Consider the following 16959-nt stretch of genomic DNA (forward strand, 5'->3'; position numbering starts at 1 on the left):
TATCCATACTATGAGCGAATGCACCCACGACTGCTCCACCTGCGGCGAGAGCTGCAGCGAGCGGCAGGAACCCCAGTCCCTGCTGAAGGAGCACCATCCCGAAGCCCACATCGGTAAGGTGTTCGGCATCGTGTCCGGCAAGGGCGGCGTCGGAAAGTCCATGGTCACCAGCCAGCTGGCGGTCACCATGCGCCGCCGGGGCCATCAGGTCGGCATTCTGGATGCCGACGTCACCGGTCCCTCCATCCCCAAGGCCTTCGGCATCCACGGCCAGGCCACAGGCAGCGAGGCGGGCCTGTATCCCATGGTGTCCAAAACCGGCATTCAGGTGATGAGCACCAACCTGCTGCTGCCCAACGAGACGGACCCGGTCATCTGGCGGGGCCCGGTCATCTCCGGCGTGGTCCAGCAGTTCTGGACCGACGTGCTGTGGAACTGCGACTACCTGTTCGTGGATATGCCGCCGGGAACCGGCGATGTGTCCCTCAGTGTGTTCCAGTCCATTCCCCTGGACGGCATTGTGATCGTGGCCTCTCCCCAGGAGCTGGTGAGCATGGTGGTGGAGAAGGCCGTGAAGATGGCAGAGATGATGGAGGTCCCCATCGTGGGCCTGGTGGAGAACATGAGCTATGTCACCTGCCCGGACTGCGGGAAGCAGATCCATCTCTTCGGCCAGGGCAAAACTGCCGAAGCTGCGGAGCGCCACCATCTTCCCGTGCTGGCGGAGATGCCCATCGACCCGGCCCTGGCCGCCCTTACCGACGCCGGAGACATCGAGTCCTTCCAGGGCAGCTGGCTGGAGGCTGCCGCCGACAAGCTGGAGGGGAAATAATGCCCAACGCCGCGCCGTGTCCTTCCACGGCGCGGCGTTTGCCGCGTTTTGTCCGTCCTATGCAAATCCACCGGAGGAAGCACCTTCTTTTTGTGGGCAAAAACAGTTGCAAAATCCGGCAGGATTCGAGATAATAGAAAAAGATCAAATTTGGCATAAAACCATGCAAAATACAGACAGATCGAGGGGGAATCACCCATGCAGGAACTGAAAGACCGCATCGTGAAAGAGGGCAAGGTGCTGCCCGGCAACATCATCAAGGTGGATGGTTTTCTGAACCACCGCATCGACACGGAGCTGATGGACCATATCGCAGAGGAGTTCGGCAAACACTTCAATATGGACGAGGTCACCATGATCCTCACCGCCGAGGCCAGCGGCATCGCCCTGTCCGCCATCGTGGCCCACCACTTCCACAAGCCCATGATCTTCGCCAAGAAGGCCAAGAGCGACAACATCGAGGGCGGCCTGTACCAGAGCGACATCTTCTCCTACACCTATAAGAAAAAGGTGACGCTGCTGGTTTCCAAGGAGTGGCTCTCCGCCGACGACAAGGTCCTGATTATCGACGACTTCATGGCCAACGGCGAAGCCATGCGGGGCCTGTGCGACATCGTCAACGCCGCCGGTGCCACGCTGGTGGGCATCGGCTGCGCGGTAGAAAAGGGATTCCAGGGCGGCGGCGACCGGCTGCGGGCCGCGGGTGTGAACCTGAAGTCCCTGGCCATCATCGAGTCCGCCGAGCCCGGCAACATCGTCTTCCGGGGCGAGGACTGATCCTCTGCATTTTCCGCGGCACTCTGTAAGATTCGTCTCTTTTTTCCGTCTGATAGGATAGCGGAACGATCGTTCCCTATCTTCCGGCGCATCAGAAAAAGGAGGACTTTTCCATGAAACGGCCCCCACTGTTTCTGGTACTGCTGACCCTGGCCCTAGCGCTGCTCCCCAGCTGTACGCCGCCGGGAGGCGGAGCCGACGCAAAGCCGGTCATCTACCTCTATCCGGAGGCGGAGACCGATGTCACCGTTACCCTGGACTATGACGGGGAACTGACCTGTGTTTATCCCGTCATGAATGGAAATTCCTGGATGGTCACCGCCAGCCCCGACGGGACGCTGACGGACGCGGTCGGTCAGACCTACAATTACCTCTACTGGGAGGGCGTCAGCCGGACGGAATATGACTTCTCCCAGGGCTTCTGCGTACCAGGCAGGGACACCGCCGCCTTTTTGGAGGACACCCTGGCCACTCTGGGTCTGAACCGCCGGGAGGCCAACGAGTTTATTGTCTACTGGCTGCCCCACATGGAGGGGAACGCCTATAATCTGATCGCCTTCCAGACAAGTTCCTACACGGACCATGCCCGGCTCACGGCAGACCCGGCGCCGGACACGGTGCTGCGGGTCTTCATGGCCTGGAAGCCGCTGGACCGCTCCGTGGAGCTTCCGCCCCAGACACTGGCCGCCCCGGTGCGTACCGGCTTCACCCTGGTGGAGTGGGGCGGCGCAGAGATCTCATAAACCGAATTTACACAAAGGAGGAATTCCCTTGTCTCACCAGACTGTCATCGTGCTGGACTTCGGCGGACAGTACAATCAGCTCATTGCCCGCCGGGTCCGGGAGTGCGGCGTCTACTGCGAGGTAAAGCCCTACACCACCCCGCTGGCGGACATCCGCGCCATGAATCCCATCGGCATCATCTTTACCGGTGGCCCCAACAGCGTGTATGATCCCAAATCCCCCCAGGTGGACCCGGCCATTTTCACCTGGGGCGTGCCCATCCTGGGCATCTGCTACGGCTGTCAGCTGATGGCCCATAACCTGGGCGGCCGGGTTACCGAGGCCCAGGACGACTCCGCCCGGGAGTACGGCAAGACCGAGACGTATTTCGATTCGGCCTGCAAGCTCTTCAAGGGCCTTCCCGCCCAGGGCATCACCTGGATGAGTCACGGGGACTACATGGAGAAGGTGCCGGAGGGCTTCGCTCTGGTGGCCCACTCCGACGCCTGCCCCAATGTGGCCATCTGCGATGAGAGCCGCGGCTTCTACGGCGTCCAGTACCACCCGGAGGTCAATCATACGGAGCATGGCACCGACATGATCCGCAACTTCCTGTATGAGGTCTGCGGCGCAGCGGGCGACTGGACCATGGGCGACTACAAGGAGACTGCCATCCGCCAGATCCGGGAGAAGGTGGGGGACGGCAAGGTGCTGCTGGCCCTGTCCGGCGGCGTGGACTCCTCCGTGGCGGCAGCCCTGGTAGCCGAGGCCGTAGGCAGCCAGCTGACCTGCGTGTTTGTGGACCACGGCCTCATGCGCCTGAACGAGGGCGACGAGGTGGAGGAGGCCTTCAAAAAGTGGGATATCAACTTCGTCCGGGCCAACGCGGAGGAGCTGTTCCTCTCCAAACTCTCCGGCGTCAGCGAGCCGGAGCGCAAGCGGAAGATCATCGGGGAGGAATTCATCCGTGTCTTTGAGGCGGAGGCCAAAAAGATCGGCCAGGTGGATTACCTGGTCCAGGGCACCATCTATCCCGATGTGATCGAGTCCGGCACCGGCGACGCCGCCGTCATCAAGAGCCACCACAACGTGGGCGGCCTGCCGGACTATGTGGACTTCAAGGAGATCATCGAACCCCTGCGGATGCTCTTCAAGGACGAGGTCCGTCAGCTTGGTCGGGAGCTGGGCCTGCCGGAGTATCTGGTCATGCGCCAGCCTTTCCCGGGCCCGGGCCTTGCCATCCGGGTCATCGGCGAGGTGACGAAGGACAAACTGGACACTCTGCGCCTGGCAGACTTCATTTTCCGGGACGAGATCGCTAAGGCCCATCTGGAGGGCACCATGAACCAGTATTTCGCGGTGCTCACCAACATGCGTTCCGTGGGCGTTATGGGTGACGGCCGGACCTATGACTACACTCTGGCTCTCCGCTCTGTCACCACCACAGACTTCATGACCGCCGACTGGACCCGTATTCCCTACGAGGTGCTGGACCGGATCAGCGTGCGGATTGTCAACGAAGTGCCCCATATCAACCGGATTGTGTACGATATCACGTCCAAGCCGCCCGCTACGATCGAGTGGGAATGAGAAAAAAGTGAATATGATGGGCTGAAAAGCCTTGAAAACACTCACTTTTTGAAAATCTCATTTCCTGTTTGATAGCAAAATGATAGCAGATACCAAAGCCATTTTGTTTGTTCTTATTGTGGCGAGCGAATGGTTTGCAGGTTTGCTGTCGCATCCAATCCTATATTGAGAGCGAAAAAGGCTCTGCTGACTTTCTGTAAAAGAAGGTCGGCAGAGCCTTTTGTTATTCTTCGTTATGTTCCTTGAGATCAGCAAGGAGCAGATCACTCAGCTCCTGCGACGGCATAATCTTGTGCCACTGACCGGAGGTGTCAAGCTCAGGGTAGCGGTAGCGCCAGCGGTCGTATTCTTCTTTGGTAATCTCCCCCGCTTTCAGCTTGGCAGCAAGCGCGCCCCATGCGGAAAGCATCCTGTGAAGCTCCGCTGCGTCGCGTCCTTTGTGGATATGAACGCGCAGATGCACCTCATCCTCACACTCGCAGACCTCAAGCCCGTAACGGTCTTCCAGCGTGAACAGCGTGTGCATCAGTCCTGTATAGGAGTCAATGTCCGGTACGTCCAGTGCCTTGGGCGAAACGTCAAGCACCTGTGCCAGCGCAGCGGTCACGTCCGCTTTAGGCGTTCTGGAACCATTCTCGTACTGCGCAAGGCGGACATCTGCGGATTTCTCCGGGAAACCCAGCGCCATGCCAAGGTATTTCTGCGTCATGCCCCGCATCGTGCGGAAAAAGTGGATGCGTTCACCAATCGCCATAATAGCCATCTCCTGTGTCGGTTATCTTTGATAAAGAGTATAGCAGATATGTTTAATTTCGTCAAGAAAAATCTAAGCAAATTTATTTAATATTTTCCTGCAAACCGGCTTGACTTAAACCAATATGTATAGTACAATGGCTGTAAGCTAAGCATATTAGCTTAATTCATAGAAATTTTACAATTAGGATAGTCAACAAATGCAGAAAAAATGTCCGTTGTAAGGTGAGAGGGGGGTGAAATCCAAAAGAGCCAAACTGAATGACCGTCCAAGGGATACTTTCTCCGGGGAAGCACGCGATGAGACGAGCGTGCCAAGGAGAAAAGAAAACGGCACAGCGCCGAAAAGGGTTGCCTGTCAGAGTCCTGCGGATAGAACGGCAGAAGAAATCAACCACAAATCAGGAAAGGAAGGTATTTTGCCTATGGCAGGAGAAATTTTTATGAGAGTAAATGAAGTTGCGGAAGAGCTTGGCGTATCGGTTCCGTATGCGTATAAGCTCATTCGTGAGTTGAACAAAGAGCTGCGAAAGACCGGCTGCATCACCATTGCAGGCAGGATTGACCGCAAGTTCTTCCATGAGAAGTTCTACGGAACGAGAGAACCGAAGGAAAGAAGGGAATCGAATGGCAGCGTTTAAGGACAAGAAGAACGGCTCATGGTATGTGCAGTTTCGCTATACCGACTGGCGCGGTGAGCGCCAGCAGAAATTGAAGCGCGGCTTTGCCACGAAAAAAGAGGCGCAGGCATGGGAACGCGAGTTTCTGATGCAGAAGCAGGCTGACATCAATATGAGCTTCGAAAGCTTTGTGGCGCTCTATGAAAAGGACGTCAAGCCCAAGCTGAAGCTCAACACATGGCTCAGCAAGGAGCATATCATCCGCACAAAGATTCTGCCGTATTTTAAAAAGCGCAAGCTCTCGGAAATCACCGCCCGTGATGTGATCGACTGGCAGAACGAGATACGGCAGCACACCAAGTCAAGCGGCGAAAGCTATTCCCCGGACTATCTCAAGAACGTCCATACCCAACTGAGCTGTATTTTCAACCACGCCATCAAGTATTACGGCTTACAGATCAATCCCGCTGCAAAGGCCGGAAATATGGGCAGCGAGCAGCCGAAGGAAATGCTGTTCTGGACGAAAGAAGAATACCTAAAATTCATCGACGCCATGATGGACAAGCCTATGCTGTACTACGCTTTTGAAATCCTGTACTGGTGTGGCATCCGCGAGGGCGAGCTGCTGGCACTGACGCCTGCGGACTTTGATTTCGAGAAGAAAACGCTCCGCATCAATAAATCCTATCAGCGCTTACAGGGCAAGGACGTTATCACCACGCCGAAAACGAAGAAAAGCAACCGCGTGATCCAGATGCCTGACTTTCTCTGTGATGAGATACAGGACTACTTCAAGGAACTTTATGGACTGGAACCGGACAGCCGTATTTTTCCGCTGTCCAAATATGCCTTGAAGCGCGGCATGGAGTTCGGGTGCAAGGCGTCTGGTGTCAAGATCATCAGAATCCACGATTTGAGACACAGCCATGTTTCTTTACTTATCAACATGGGCTATTCTGCCGTTGCCATCGGCAATCGCGTGGGGCACGAAAGCGTGGAGATCACCTATCGGTACGCGCACCTTTTCCCAACCGTACAGAAGGAAATGGCAGATAAATTGAACGTCGAAAGGAGTAATTAAAAATGTCACTGAAAAACCGGGATAACCACAACCGCTGGCGCAACAAGACTGTTGCCTTCCGGGTATCACCGGAGGAAGACCAACAAATCGAAACCTTCGTCAAGCTCTCCGGGCTGACCAAGCAGGACTACATCACACGCCGTTTGACCTGCAAGGATGTAGTGGTGCAGGGCAATCCGAGGGTTTACAAAGCACTGCGCGACCAGCTTGCCGCCGTGCTGGATGAGCTGCGGCGTATTAAGACGGGCGGCAGCGTAAATGACGAGCTGCTGGATGTGATCGAAATGATCGCCGCCATCATGGACGGCATGAAAGAGGAAAATGCCTATGGAAAATGAAATCTGCAAAAAGAAAACGACCGCCCCGGACACATCTGTTGGCGCAGATGATGGGCAGCCGCTTCACAATTCAACTGAGAACAGTATATCCGCTTTTGAAGAAGAAATCAACGGTGATTTTCAAAGCAGTGCGGAAAGTCTTGACGAAATCTATCGCAGGATTCAGCGGTTAACCGACCCGCATTACCTGCACACAATCTCCATGACCGAACTGTACCAGACCGCATATCAGAGCAGACCGCCGATCATCGACGGCTTGCTCTATGCGGGTGCGTACATCCTCGCAGGTGCGCCAAAGATCGGCAAATCATTTCTGGTGGCGCAGATCGCCTATCATGTCAGCACGGGCGAAGCTCTATGGGGCTGCGAAGTCCATCCCGGCACGGTGCTGTACCTCGCATTAGAAGATGACTTTCAGCGCATTCAGAGTCGAATGTTTATGATGTACGGCGTCAACGACACCGACCGGCTGCACTTTGCAACTGCGGCGGGCAAGATCGGAAACGGACTGGACGAACAGCTTGAGAATTTTGTGCGCGAGCATCACGATACCAAACTCATTATCATTGACACCATGCAGAAAATCCGGGAAGTCGGCGGCGAGGCGTACAGCTACGCCAGCGATTATGAGATCATCGGTCGGCTCAAGCAGTTTGCCGACAAGCACTGCATCTGCGTTTTGACCGTCCACCACACTCGCAAGCAGCCTGCCGGTGACAGCTTCGAAATGATCTCCGGTACGACAGGGTTGCTCGGCTGCGCGGACGGGTCGCTTCTCATGCAGAAGAAAAAGCGCACGGCATTGGAGGCAACCATCGACGTCGTGGGGCGCGACCAGCAGGATCAGATTCTCTATCTGAAAAAGGATGCCGACACGCAGATCTGGAATCTTGAAAAGGTAGAAAACGAGCTGCACAAAGAGCCGCCCGATCATGTTCTGGATGCTGTCGCTGGACTACTATCCGCAGAACATCCAATCTGGACAGGATCGCCCTCTGCGCTTGCCGATGCCGTCCATGTCGGCATGGCGGCAAATGCGCTGAGCAAGTATCTGAATGTGAAGTCTGGCAGACTGTTGGATGAATACCACGTCCGCTATGAGAACAAGGTTCGGCACGAAGGGCGACGTATCACGCTGACCTATGATGCTGAAAGCAAATAAGCCGCGCGACGGCTGCGACGGTTGCGACGGTGAAAATGATACCGTAAAACAACCGTCGCAATCGTTGCGACCGTCGCGGAGGGAAGCCGGCAGCACGACCTTCCGCGCCCCCGTCCCCATCGAAAAATCCGCAGAGTTTGAGATGGATGTGGGCAGGAGATTATGAGCAGAGGTTGTCTGCAAATAAGCTGCTGACCACGCCGGTTTTTGCGGTTTGTATCCACACTGCAAACCGCAAAACCGGCAGAGACTTCCGCAGAAGCCGCATACCCCCTCGGAGAGCCCACGATACTTTGCAGCCGCAGGATGAAAGTATCATAGTGGGTTATTACACTTCCGCAGAAGTGCCTCCCCGAAAGCTACCCGTCCTGCACAATCTGAAATCAGGAGGTAAACTGCCTATGGCAAGAGGCGACGGTATCCACCGTACCAGCGCAAGAAACGCAAGAATGAAAGATACAGACATCGACAACGCACAGGCGCATAATGAGCGCGAAAAATCGTCGTATGTCAATCAGGACATCGTTCCTGAACGGACGCCATACAACGTCCATTTCAAAACGCCAACCGCCGGGTATAAGGAGATGTTCGAGCAGATGCGCTCTGACGGCGTGATCTCAACACGCGGTCTGAAAGCGGATGCTGAGAAATTCGGAGAGCTGATCTTCGACGTCAACTCCGCCTACTTTTTCAACCACGGCGGCTATGACTTTGCAAAACAATTTTACGCCGATGCCTACAAAGCTGCAATCAGAATTGTGGGCGGCGAGCAATACATCCTATCGGCGGTCATGCACGCTGACGAGCGCAACCGCGCCATGTCCGACGCGCTGGGACAAGACGTGTATCACTACCACCTTCATGTGGTCTATCTTCCCGTCGTAGAAAAGCAAATCCTGTGGTCGAAGCGCTGCAAGGATGAGTCGCTTCGCGGCACGGTCAAGGAGATAATCCAGCAGGTCAGCATGAGTAAGAAGTGGGCTTCCAAGCCCGCGCTGGACGAGAACGGCACGCCGATTCTGAGCGCCAAGGGCAAGCCTGTTCTCAAAAATCCTACAGCGTTTTGCAGGACGATTTCTTCCGGTATATGCGCGACGCCGGGTACGACGATGTGGAGCGCGGCGAACGCGGCAGCTCCGAGGAACACCTGACGGTGACGCAGTTCAAGGTGCAGCAGGAGCAGGCGCGGCTGGCAGAACTCACAGAGCAGAACCGCCAGCAGGAACAGCAGGCGGCGACGCTCGGCAGACAGATTGAGAAAATTCAGAATCAGCAGGTCAATGTGGCAGCTATCGAAAAGATTGAGGCGAAGTCCGTCCCGCTGTCCTCTAAGGTAATATTGGAGCGTTCTGACTACGAATCGCTGGCAAAGGCAGCAAAGAAATACGCTGCGTCAGAGAAAAAGGAATCCAAGTTGCAAAAGGCTTTGGATGCGGCAAACAGGCTGATTGCAAAACTCAAGGCAGAGATCGCCGGTTTGAAACAGGAGCTTTCCGAGTACAAATCTGTTCGCAGCAAGCTCCGCACATCGGATCTGGAACGCGAAAACGCAGAACTTCGCGGAAAAGTGCAACGCTATGAGAACGTGATCCAGCGCAATAACCTCTGGCATTTCTTCCGTCCACGCAGAGAAAAAACGGCAATGCGGGACGATGCCCGCTGATGCCGTGTTGAGCGGAGAAAAACCGATTTTATCAAATGGGAGCGTCCGAATCGAGCAGCGTATCATTTGGGCGCTCCCTATTCAAAAATCAACCGCTTTTTGCAGGTGTAGAGCTGACAAAAAATCTTGAAAATGCACCTGTTTTCGCGGGGCAGGCAGAAATGGAGGCAATATGAAAACCGGACTGACCAAACGGCAGAAAACGACCTGCATCTATTTTGACGAAGCCAGCAAAACCGTTGAAATCCAGACGCACAATACCGCGCTCAAAAAGCGGCTGACACAATATGCGGCGGCATATCCCAATCTGTGCAGGCAGACCGACGATGACGAACAGGGCGGTCTGACCTTTGAGATTGACCGCAGGCGCTTCGCTGTCCGATTGACCGCTCCGTATTCAGATGAGCGCCGTCACGCAGCAAGCGAGCTTGCCAAGAAGAATGGACTGAAAGGAAGACCACAATTATGAATTGTAGACTCCAGACGCATTTAATATTTGTACTCCTATGAAATCATCATTAATATTGACACTATTCGTTTTTGTGAGTATAATATGATCATTAAATTACGAAATAACTGGAGGAATCTATGTATATTTCAGTTAATGATGCGGCTTCAAAATTCAACATATCAAAGAGACGAGTTCAAGTTTTGTGTGAACAAGGACGTATTGACGGTGCAAATATGGTTAGCGGAGTATGGCTAATACCTGATACTGCTTCCAAGCCTATCGACGGTCGAAGAAAACATATAAGTTGTAACAAAGCTGACCAGATTGGTGTCGTTCACGACATTTTTACTGTTGATGATGTATGTAAGGAATTGTCTATATCAAAAGCAACTGCAAAAAACTGGATTCGCTTGGGTAAGATTGTCCCTGACATTGATAACCAGTTTTTCAGCCGAGGATATATTGAAAGATTTTCGGCAGAACTTAAAAATCCCAAAAATAAGAAGCTTAAGAGCCGCAGAAACAAAAAGTCCTCCACAGGAAAAATCCTCTACAAAGACTATATTCATACTGAAAATAATAAGAGGTTAGTTTCTGAACTATTGGAACTAAATATCATTGAAGATGAAAGGGATATGGTTGCAGTACTTGCAAATTTTGCCGTTCAGCTTTATTATCAAAGCCGAAATAAGCAGTATTCAGATAACAACCTTCTAATGCGTTTTTTGACGCAAAAACACTTTGACGATTTCCATATTCTAATTGAAGATTTGCTAGGATCCTACAACATAGATTCTGCATTATTTGAAAGATTACAGCCCGCATTGACAAAAGAAATTCTTTTTGTGAGCGGGGAAGACTCGTTAGGCTTTGTATATATTTCCTTACAGGATATTGCCCGGCGAAAAAGCAGGGGTGCCTATTATACTCCCGAAAAGGTTGTAAATGAGTTGATTGAAAGACTATACAAAAATGATGTTAATTTGAACGCGCGAACGATCTGTGATCCTTGTTGTGGTACCGGTAATTTTTTGCTGAGACTTGGTATGATGGGAATGGACTACTCAAATCTTTATGGTCAAGATATCGACCCCATAAGCATTTATATCACCAGAATCAATGTTGCACTTATGACGCCCCAAATGACCGTTACCGATCTTTATTCCAGATTCATTATCGGTAACACATATTTGATGACCTTTACGCAGAAATTTGATGTTGTGCTCGGAAATCCGCCGTGGGGGAGTGAATTTTCTGAAGCTGATGTAATCACATATCGCAAGCTTTTTCAAACTGCAACCGGTAAAAGTCTAGAGTCGTATGACTTGTTTGTAGAAAAAGCGCTAACTATGCTCACTTACAATGGTGTGATGGCGTTTGTTTTGCCTGAGGCTATTCTAAGCGTAACTGCACATGAAGCGGTACGAAGACTAATTCTCGACACCTGTTCATTCAAATTTGTTGCCTATTTAGGAAATGTGTTTTCCGGCGTACAATGTCCCTCTATAATTCTCGGAATTATGCCCGACGCAGCTAAGACAGTCCTTGGCTGTGAAGTTTCAACCGGCAATACTACTTTTGTCATTTCAAAGCATCGCACTTTCTCTGACGGAACCCTCTCATTCAATGTTTCTGATGAAGAAAATCGTTGCTTAAGTACGATTAGTGGGATTGAAAATGCGGCTTTTTTGAAAGAAAATGCGAAATTTGCGCTTGGGATTGTCACGGGTAATAATAAGGAATATATATCTACAGAAAAACAAAGTGATAATGAGTTGGTTCTGAAGGGGAGCGATATTCAAAGATATAAAGTGTGTCCGTCTGGAAATTACATCCGGTTTGAGCCAGAATCTTTTCAGCAAGTAGCTCCTATAGAAATCTACCGTGCAAAAGAAAAGCTACTTTATCGCTTTATCAGTGAAGTACCTGTATTCACTTATGACAATAAGCAAACACTTTCTTTGAACAGTTGTAATATTGTTATCCCCGAAATTGATGGACTTGCAATAAAGTATGTTCTTGCAATACTTAATTCAAGCGTTGTAGCCTTTTTTATTTCAAAGAAATTCAACTCTGTCAAATTACTCCGTTCACACATAGAACAGGTACCAATACCCATTGTTTCAGCAGAAGAACAGGACAGTATTATAAAAAAAGTAGACCGCATAATGAACTCTTTCGAAAACATTAGCGGTCTATATAGCGAGTTAGATGACATGATCATGGGTCTGTACCATTTAACAGTACAAGACAGAAAAATCATAACAGCGGCTTTGGCTGGTAAAAATCTATTTATCGATTTTTGACTTGCCCTTAGCATAAACCGCATCAAGTATGTTTTCTTCTTTTACAAAGAACGGGAGCAACTCATCTTCTGTCATGAACACTTGCCCTTCAAACACTGGATTATCTGCCGTTCCTGTATGTTCATTTCTATGTTGCGAGCCTAGTTTCCCTGTTTTGAGAAGTTCGTCACTACTCAAAACCCAATAAAGCAACGTATCCCGACAAGTACCAATCCAAATGAATACATCGCAACAAGACGGTTTTAACTGCTGATAGTGATATTTGAACCCCGTATCATGCGCCTCGGTGTGTAAATAGGCTCGGCTGGCTAAACTTCCACTACTTTTTGTACTATTTGCTCGACACGCTTTAACCTCAATCCTAATACCATCCAGCCAAAGATCAAATTCGCCGTCAAAATCAGGGTATACGTCGGCAAGGTTTTCTTTCGTAGCTTTGATGAACTGCGGGAACAATTTTCTAATGTATTCTTCTCCCCATGTTTGACCATATGTGCGGGGAGCCATATCAAACAGTTCGAGGAACTGATTCCTATTGCAGTAGTCTTCGTCGAGCTTAGCATATTCGTCATATGTAATTTCACCAAGAGACATCAGATATGCTAGAATTCGGCTCTCTCTACTGAATGGATATAATGCTTTTTCACGCATTATAGAAGAAATTTCCTCTTTCGTACATTTTGAATTGCATAGCAATTCTTCAATTTTCTCTCTTAACTGCTTCATGCGTCCTCCTCCGATATAAGAAATAGTTTATATGGTTCTACGCCAAGTGCATCTGCAATTCTCTGAATATTTTCTAACGAAATGCTCCTGCGAAAGCATTCAATAGCACTAATGTATGTTCTGTGCATACCGCACTTTTCTGCAAATGCCTCCTGAGATAACCCGGTCTGCTGGCGATACCGCTTAACATTTGATCCAAAAACCTTGACTATATCCATACTTGTAAACCTCCATGATATATGCTACAATATCGAATACAATAAGTCTACATACAATGAGTCGCGAGACACACCACATCTGGAAGGACATTTATCACGCATCGTTGTTGTGACAGCATAAACCATGTCGTATCGTTTGGCTTCTCTTCGTATATTACCGACGATATTAGCAACATATATCTGCACCTTATGAGTTGGTTTGCGTGGCCAAAGGAGTTAGTTTTGAAACTGCTCATGTATGACATGTACACCTGATTAAAGGAGAAAAAGTACAAATTTCAAATAATCTATGGAGGGATTACTATGGCGTTACCGACAAGTTATATGACAGGGAGTTTCACAAAAATTCCTCAGTATTTTGATACAATGCTGACAGCAAAAGCCCCAGACAAATTTACAACAAAGTTCATGGCTGATTTAGGCTTTACCAGTTCAAATGACAGACAATTTGTAAACGTATTAAAGGCAATTGGCTTTTTGGATGATAGTGGAACCCCAACAGAAAGATACTTCAAATTTTTGGATCAAAGCTTTTCAAAACAAATGGTTGCTGAGGGAATAAAAGAAGCATACGCCGATTTGTTTGCCCTTAACACGTCTGCTAACAAAATGACGAAAGCAGAGGTCGAAGGAAAATTCAAGACCTTGACTAATGGTTCTAAAGAAAATGCAACTATCGGACATATGGCAAGCACATTTATAAATTTATGCGGATATGCAGATTGGGCTGAAACGCAAAGCTCACCTACACCGACTCAATCTCAAAATGCTGATCCTGTGCAAAGCTCTGATAACGGATTAACTTCAAAGGTTGCCCATCCTCACGAAGGACACAGAATTGATTTGAATTACGATATCCACATTCATTTGCCTGCAACACGCGATCAGGCAGTTTATGATGCTCTATTTGCAAGTTTAACCAAACACTTACCGTTAAAGTAGGAGATATCGGCACATGGAGACGGATTTATATTCATTTGCTTTTCGAGGAATACTGGCAGAAGAAGCCCTTGACAAAGCCGGTCACAAAAAGTATACCGCAGAAGAAGCTTTCTTTTCTGAGTCATTGGCAAAAGAACTTCATTTCGATGAAATCGACAGCAAATATGTCGAGCAATCAAAAACAATGATAACCGTTTTTGCGACCATAACAGCATTTGAAAACGCAACACGAGAATTTGTTTTCTCAACACTTGCTGGGGCATATGGCGACGATTGGTGGGCAAAAGGTGTACAAAACGGTATTAGAGAGAAAGCGCAAAGTAGAAAAGATTCTGAAACCAAAGTCAAATGGCATATAAATCGTGGTGATATGATGATGTCATATTTGGAATTTGGTGATTTACCTAAGATAATGTGTTCGCAGGGGAATTGGCCTTATTTTGAACCATACTTTGGTTTTTCTAATGCTCAAGAGTGGATACGTACTACATTTGAGACAATCGAAAAATCACGAAACGTGATAATGCATAGCGGAGTATTGGACGAATTAGATGTTGCTAGAGTAGGGATGAATATAATAGATTGGTTGCATCAAATCAATGCCTAACTACTGTGCAGCGTGTAATTATTGCATATATTATGATCTGGCAGAATATTCTTTAGATAATTCTTGATTGCTGATTTCTTCTATTGATAGCATCCCCTGATAGCTTTTTGATAGCAGAAAGTCGGATACCCCATAGGATTGGGATAATTGGTATCAAATAAAGCCAAATGGAAGCAAACGGTCTATACAAAAAAGTTTAGAGCGCGTTTCCGCTTGGCGAGTGGGAATGACGGTCACAAGCTCCAGGGCCTGCGCTTGGGCCCTGGAGCTTGTGATTCTTAAAATCGGAACAGGAGGGATCACATGGATCAGGCAGGCGTCGCGCTATACCACCGTGTTATGCGGTGGGAAAATTTTGAGAAGGCGGCAAAGGATCTTGTGTCCTTGGTATACGCCGCGGAAAAGAAGGAGCCGGGAAAGCCGAGAACCCTGTACCTTGACATTGACGGACACCGCAATGCGCAGGGCAGGTTTGACGCGGATATGCGGAGCTCCAAAAGGGATTCGGATTGAGATTTCTGCTTCCGTTTCTTACGGAAGTTCATTTCCCACTGATTTCTGACAGGAACAAGAACCCACAGCGGAATGATGTGCCCGAACGGCTGGAAATTTCCCACGCCAGAAATGAGAAGGACCACAGCCTAGACGCCCCGTATGTGGAGAATTTCAGCCACACCGAATATCAGTCCGAGGCGACTGTATACGCCTATCTCAAACAGGTCTCGGATTTTTTGAAGCGCTACCAAGAGCTGGACGCAGAGTATGCGCTGCTGCCCCCAGAGCCCTATGACCCGCAAAACTATCTGCTCCAGTGGCGTCTTCACATGCGCGAGCTGATCAACGAGCTCTTCAACATGTTTGTGGGCGGGAATCTGTTTTCCACAGCGGCGATGACGCGGACTCTGATGGAGTGCTGTGTCTACGGGAAAGTGCTGAAGCAGGAAAAGAGCGCCCGCCTTTTGGAAGACTGGTTTCTCTGCGGGATGATCCGCAGCCTCCCCGGCCAGGATGGGGCGCTGCGGCAGGCAAAACTCAAAACTGTGTATGCACTTTGCAGCGCATGGAACCGAGAGCCGGAGGAAACAATCCGGCGGTTCAAAAAGGGCAACGAAAACGAGTGGCTGGTTTCCGTGATCCCGGGCAAAGGCCGGATCTACTTCTCCCATGTTTGTGAATACCTGCAGGAAACGGAGCTCTATCAGACGTATCAATGGGCCTGCGCGTTTGTCCACGGGCAGGATATCCGCTCCAAAATGCATCCCTTCACATTTTACGACTCCACCTATCATCTGCTCACTGTGATGATGTCTTATATCTTCAGGGCGATCCGCCTGTACCCTGTCTCTGAGGAGCTGGAGGCGGAGATGCAGAAGCTCGAACGGGACCTGGCTGCTCTTTGGGGAACCACCAGCTGGGACAAAAACGCATGACGGGCTTACGAGGCGGCTGTACAGGTTGCCGCGGCGCTGATGGTGCCCTGCCAAAAGCATCCAAAATTCAAAAAGAGAGACATCTACTTTCCGCAGATGTCTCTCTTTCGAGAAGGGACGGTCAAAATCGATATTTTAAAATCTCGAAAAGGTATAGGAGACCCACCCCACCGGCCTTCTGGCCGGCGGCGCATTTGCGCCGCACGGGCGCTTTGCCGTAGATAAAACCTCGGCGCAGGCGGAATTCACTTCCGCCGAGCATTTGAATCACCGAAGGGCGGGGGCCGCCTTCGGCTGCCGGAGCCCAAAGAGAAAGGACTTCCGGATAGGAAGCCCTTTCTCTTTGGTGCGCGAGGCGGGACTTGAACCCGCACGTCCGTAATGGACACTAGAACCTGAATCTAGCGAGTCTGCCAATTCCACCACTCGCGCGTCGATATGAACTTTGCTCCCTGTATCTCCCCGTTGGGGTGTTCCACCGGAAGGGAGCCCTCCGGTGGAACGTGGTGCGCGAGGCGGGACTTGAACCCGCACGTCCGTAATGGACACTAGAACCTGAATCTAGCGAGTCTGCCAATTCCACCACTCGCGCATAGAGCGGTTATCTTTTCAGAGACACCGTATGGTGCGGCTGACGGGATTTGAACCCACACGTCGATTCGGACACCAGCACCTCAAGCTGGCCTGTCTACCAGTTCCAGCACAGCCGCAAATGTTCGTCCCCTAAAAAAGACTGCTTG

At 50.4% G+C, this 16959-nt stretch carries 17 protein-coding genes, 3 tRNA genes and 1 pseudogene; 15 read left to right on the top strand and 6 right to left on the bottom strand.

The annotated features are described in order from the left end of the window. Positions 1–10: 10 nt before the first annotated feature. The 4 genes from EIO64_RS09300 (at position 11) to guaA (ending at position 3922) form a co-directional block, all read left to right on the top strand. Positions 11–832, top strand: a complete 822-nt coding sequence (locus EIO64_RS09300) for an Mrp/NBP35 family ATP-binding protein (RefSeq protein ID WP_119311769.1) — start codon at positions 11–13, stop codon at positions 830–832. 198 nt (positions 833–1030) lie between these two features. Continuing rightward, complete coding sequence (locus EIO64_RS09305) at positions 1031–1609, top strand: xanthine phosphoribosyltransferase (RefSeq protein WP_021750465.1); 579 nt, start codon at positions 1031–1033, stop codon at positions 1607–1609. A gap of 113 nt (positions 1610–1722) precedes the next feature. Further along, positions 1723–2352 (top strand): hypothetical protein, encoded by a 630-nt coding sequence (locus EIO64_RS09310; RefSeq protein ID WP_025544726.1) that lies wholly within the window; start codon positions 1723–1725, stop codon positions 2350–2352. Positions 2353–2380: 28 nt separating this feature from the next. Beyond that, positions 2381–3922, top strand: a complete 1542-nt coding sequence (guaA, locus tag EIO64_RS09315) for a glutamine-hydrolyzing GMP synthase (RefSeq protein ID WP_119311770.1) — start codon at positions 2381–2383, stop codon at positions 3920–3922. 223 nt (positions 3923–4145) lie between these two features. On the opposite strand, the gene EIO64_RS09320 is transcribed toward guaA, so the two are convergent. After that, entirely contained in the window at positions 4146–4676 is a 531-nt protein-coding gene (locus EIO64_RS09320) for a helix-turn-helix domain-containing protein (RefSeq protein ID WP_136891243.1), read from the bottom strand. A gap of 235 nt (positions 4677–4911) precedes the next feature. Between EIO64_RS09320 and EIO64_RS19215 the strand changes: the two genes are divergently transcribed. From EIO64_RS19215 to EIO64_RS09355, 7 genes and pseudogenes are all read left to right on the top strand, one after another. Then, positions 4912–5316 (top strand): hypothetical protein, encoded by a 405-nt coding sequence (locus tag EIO64_RS19215; protein ID WP_429835843.1) that lies wholly within the window; start codon positions 4912–4914, stop codon positions 5314–5316. Continuing rightward, positions 5303–6376, top strand: a complete 1074-nt coding sequence (locus tag EIO64_RS09330; RefSeq protein ID WP_136891244.1) for a tyrosine-type recombinase/integrase — start codon at positions 5303–5305, stop codon at positions 6374–6376. Before EIO64_RS19215 ends, EIO64_RS09330 begins: the two co-directional genes overlap by 14 nt. Before the next feature lie 2 nt (positions 6377–6378). Next, positions 6379–6714 (top strand): plasmid mobilization protein, encoded by a 336-nt coding sequence (locus EIO64_RS09335; protein ID WP_136891245.1) that lies wholly within the window; start codon positions 6379–6381, stop codon positions 6712–6714. Beyond that, positions 6704–7876: an AAA family ATPase gene (locus EIO64_RS09340; RefSeq protein WP_136891246.1), complete on the top strand. Its 1173-nt coding sequence runs from the start codon at positions 6704–6706 to the stop codon at positions 7874–7876. Before EIO64_RS09335 ends, EIO64_RS09340 begins: the two co-directional genes overlap by 11 nt. Positions 7877–8277: 401 nt before the next feature. Then, positions 8278–9539, top strand: a pseudogene (locus EIO64_RS09345) (plasmid recombination protein). 172 nt (positions 9540–9711) lie between these two features. Next, complete coding sequence (locus tag EIO64_RS09350; RefSeq protein WP_136891247.1) at positions 9712–10008, top strand: hypothetical protein; 297 nt, start codon at positions 9712–9714, stop codon at positions 10006–10008. Between the two features lie 119 nt (positions 10009–10127). Continuing rightward, on the top strand, positions 10128–12296 hold the full coding sequence (locus EIO64_RS09355) for a TaqI-like C-terminal specificity domain-containing protein (RefSeq protein ID WP_136891248.1): 2169 nt from the start codon (positions 10128–10130) through the stop codon (positions 12294–12296). Here the strand turns inward: EIO64_RS09355 and EIO64_RS09360 are convergent. Both EIO64_RS09360 and EIO64_RS09365 read right to left on the bottom strand, forming a co-directional pair. Then, a complete protein-coding gene (locus EIO64_RS09360; RefSeq protein WP_136891249.1) occupies positions 12279–13022 on the bottom strand; it encodes a restriction endonuclease subunit M in 744 nt (247 codons plus the stop codon). The genes EIO64_RS09355 and EIO64_RS09360 overlap by 18 nt on opposite strands. Next, a complete protein-coding gene (locus EIO64_RS09365) occupies positions 13019–13240 on the bottom strand; it encodes a helix-turn-helix domain-containing protein (protein WP_136891250.1) in 222 nt (73 codons plus the stop codon). The genes EIO64_RS09360 and EIO64_RS09365 overlap by 4 nt, the downstream gene beginning before the upstream one ends. A gap of 303 nt (positions 13241–13543) precedes the next feature. On the opposite strand from EIO64_RS09365, the gene EIO64_RS09370 reads away from it, so the two are divergent. From EIO64_RS09370 to EIO64_RS09385, 4 genes are all read left to right on the top strand, one after another. Then, entirely contained in the window at positions 13544–14182 is a 639-nt protein-coding gene (locus EIO64_RS09370; protein ID WP_249390879.1) for a DUF5343 domain-containing protein, read from the top strand. Between the two features lie 13 nt (positions 14183–14195). After that, positions 14196–14789 carry a Swt1 family HEPN domain-containing protein gene (locus EIO64_RS09375; RefSeq protein WP_136891251.1) on the top strand — a complete coding sequence of 198 codons (594 nt, stop codon included), beginning with the start codon at positions 14196–14198 and terminating at the stop codon, positions 14787–14789. Positions 14790–15092: 303 nt separating this feature from the next. Continuing rightward, positions 15093–15302, top strand: coding sequence for a hypothetical protein (locus EIO64_RS09380; RefSeq protein ID WP_119311771.1), 210 nt, complete (start codon positions 15093–15095; stop codon positions 15300–15302). A gap of 77 nt (positions 15303–15379) precedes the next feature. Continuing rightward, on the top strand, positions 15380–16219 hold the full coding sequence (locus EIO64_RS09385) for a DUF5677 domain-containing protein (protein ID WP_136891252.1): 840 nt from the start codon (positions 15380–15382) through the stop codon (positions 16217–16219). 344 nt (positions 16220–16563) lie between these two features. Here the strand turns inward: EIO64_RS09385 and EIO64_RS09390 are convergent. From EIO64_RS09390 to EIO64_RS09400, 3 genes are all read right to left on the bottom strand, one after another. Then, positions 16564–16651, bottom strand: a tRNA-Leu gene (locus EIO64_RS09390). Between the two features lie 72 nt (positions 16652–16723). Continuing rightward, a tRNA-Leu gene (locus EIO64_RS09395) sits at positions 16724–16811 on the bottom strand. 31 nt (positions 16812–16842) lie between these two features. Beyond that, positions 16843–16929: transfer RNA gene (locus tag EIO64_RS09400), tRNA-Leu, on the bottom strand. Positions 16930–16959 lie beyond the last annotated feature (30 nt).

The sequence above is a fragment of the Dysosmobacter welbionis genome, from assembly GCF_005121165.3.
In the GTDB taxonomy this organism is placed as follows: Bacteria; Bacillota; Clostridia; order Oscillospirales; family Oscillospiraceae; genus Oscillibacter; species Oscillibacter welbionis.

Coding starts and splice junctions, on each gene's coding strand:
- EIO64_RS09300 (WP_119311769.1), top strand. CDS start 11: ATGAGCGAATGCACCCACGACTGCTCCACCTGCGGCGAGAGCTGCAGC.
- EIO64_RS09305 (WP_021750465.1), top strand. CDS start 1,031: ATGCAGGAACTGAAAGACCGCATCGTGAAAGAGGGCAAGGTGCTGCCC.
- EIO64_RS09310 (WP_025544726.1), top strand. CDS start 1,723: ATGAAACGGCCCCCACTGTTTCTGGTACTGCTGACCCTGGCCCTAGCG.
- EIO64_RS09320 (WP_136891243.1), bottom strand. CDS start 4,676: ATGGCGATTGGTGAACGCATCCACTTTTTCCGCACGATGCGGGGCATG.
- EIO64_RS09330 (WP_136891244.1), top strand. CDS start 5,303: ATGGCAGCGTTTAAGGACAAGAAGAACGGCTCATGGTATGTGCAGTTT.
- EIO64_RS09335 (WP_136891245.1), top strand. CDS start 6,379: ATGTCACTGAAAAACCGGGATAACCACAACCGCTGGCGCAACAAGACT.
- EIO64_RS09340 (WP_136891246.1), top strand. CDS start 6,704: ATGGAAAATGAAATCTGCAAAAAGAAAACGACCGCCCCGGACACATCT.
- EIO64_RS09350 (WP_136891247.1), top strand. CDS start 9,712: ATGAAAACCGGACTGACCAAACGGCAGAAAACGACCTGCATCTATTTT.
- EIO64_RS09355 (WP_136891248.1), top strand. CDS start 10,128: ATGTATATTTCAGTTAATGATGCGGCTTCAAAATTCAACATATCAAAG.
- EIO64_RS09360 (WP_136891249.1), bottom strand. CDS start 13,022: ATGAAGCAGTTAAGAGAGAAAATTGAAGAATTGCTATGCAATTCAAAA.
- EIO64_RS09365 (WP_136891250.1), bottom strand. CDS start 13,240: ATGGATATAGTCAAGGTTTTTGGATCAAATGTTAAGCGGTATCGCCAG.
- EIO64_RS09370 (WP_249390879.1), top strand. CDS start 13,544: ATGGCGTTACCGACAAGTTATATGACAGGGAGTTTCACAAAAATTCCT.
- EIO64_RS09375 (WP_136891251.1), top strand. CDS start 14,196: ATGGAGACGGATTTATATTCATTTGCTTTTCGAGGAATACTGGCAGAA.
- EIO64_RS09380 (WP_119311771.1), top strand. CDS start 15,093: ATGGATCAGGCAGGCGTCGCGCTATACCACCGTGTTATGCGGTGGGAA.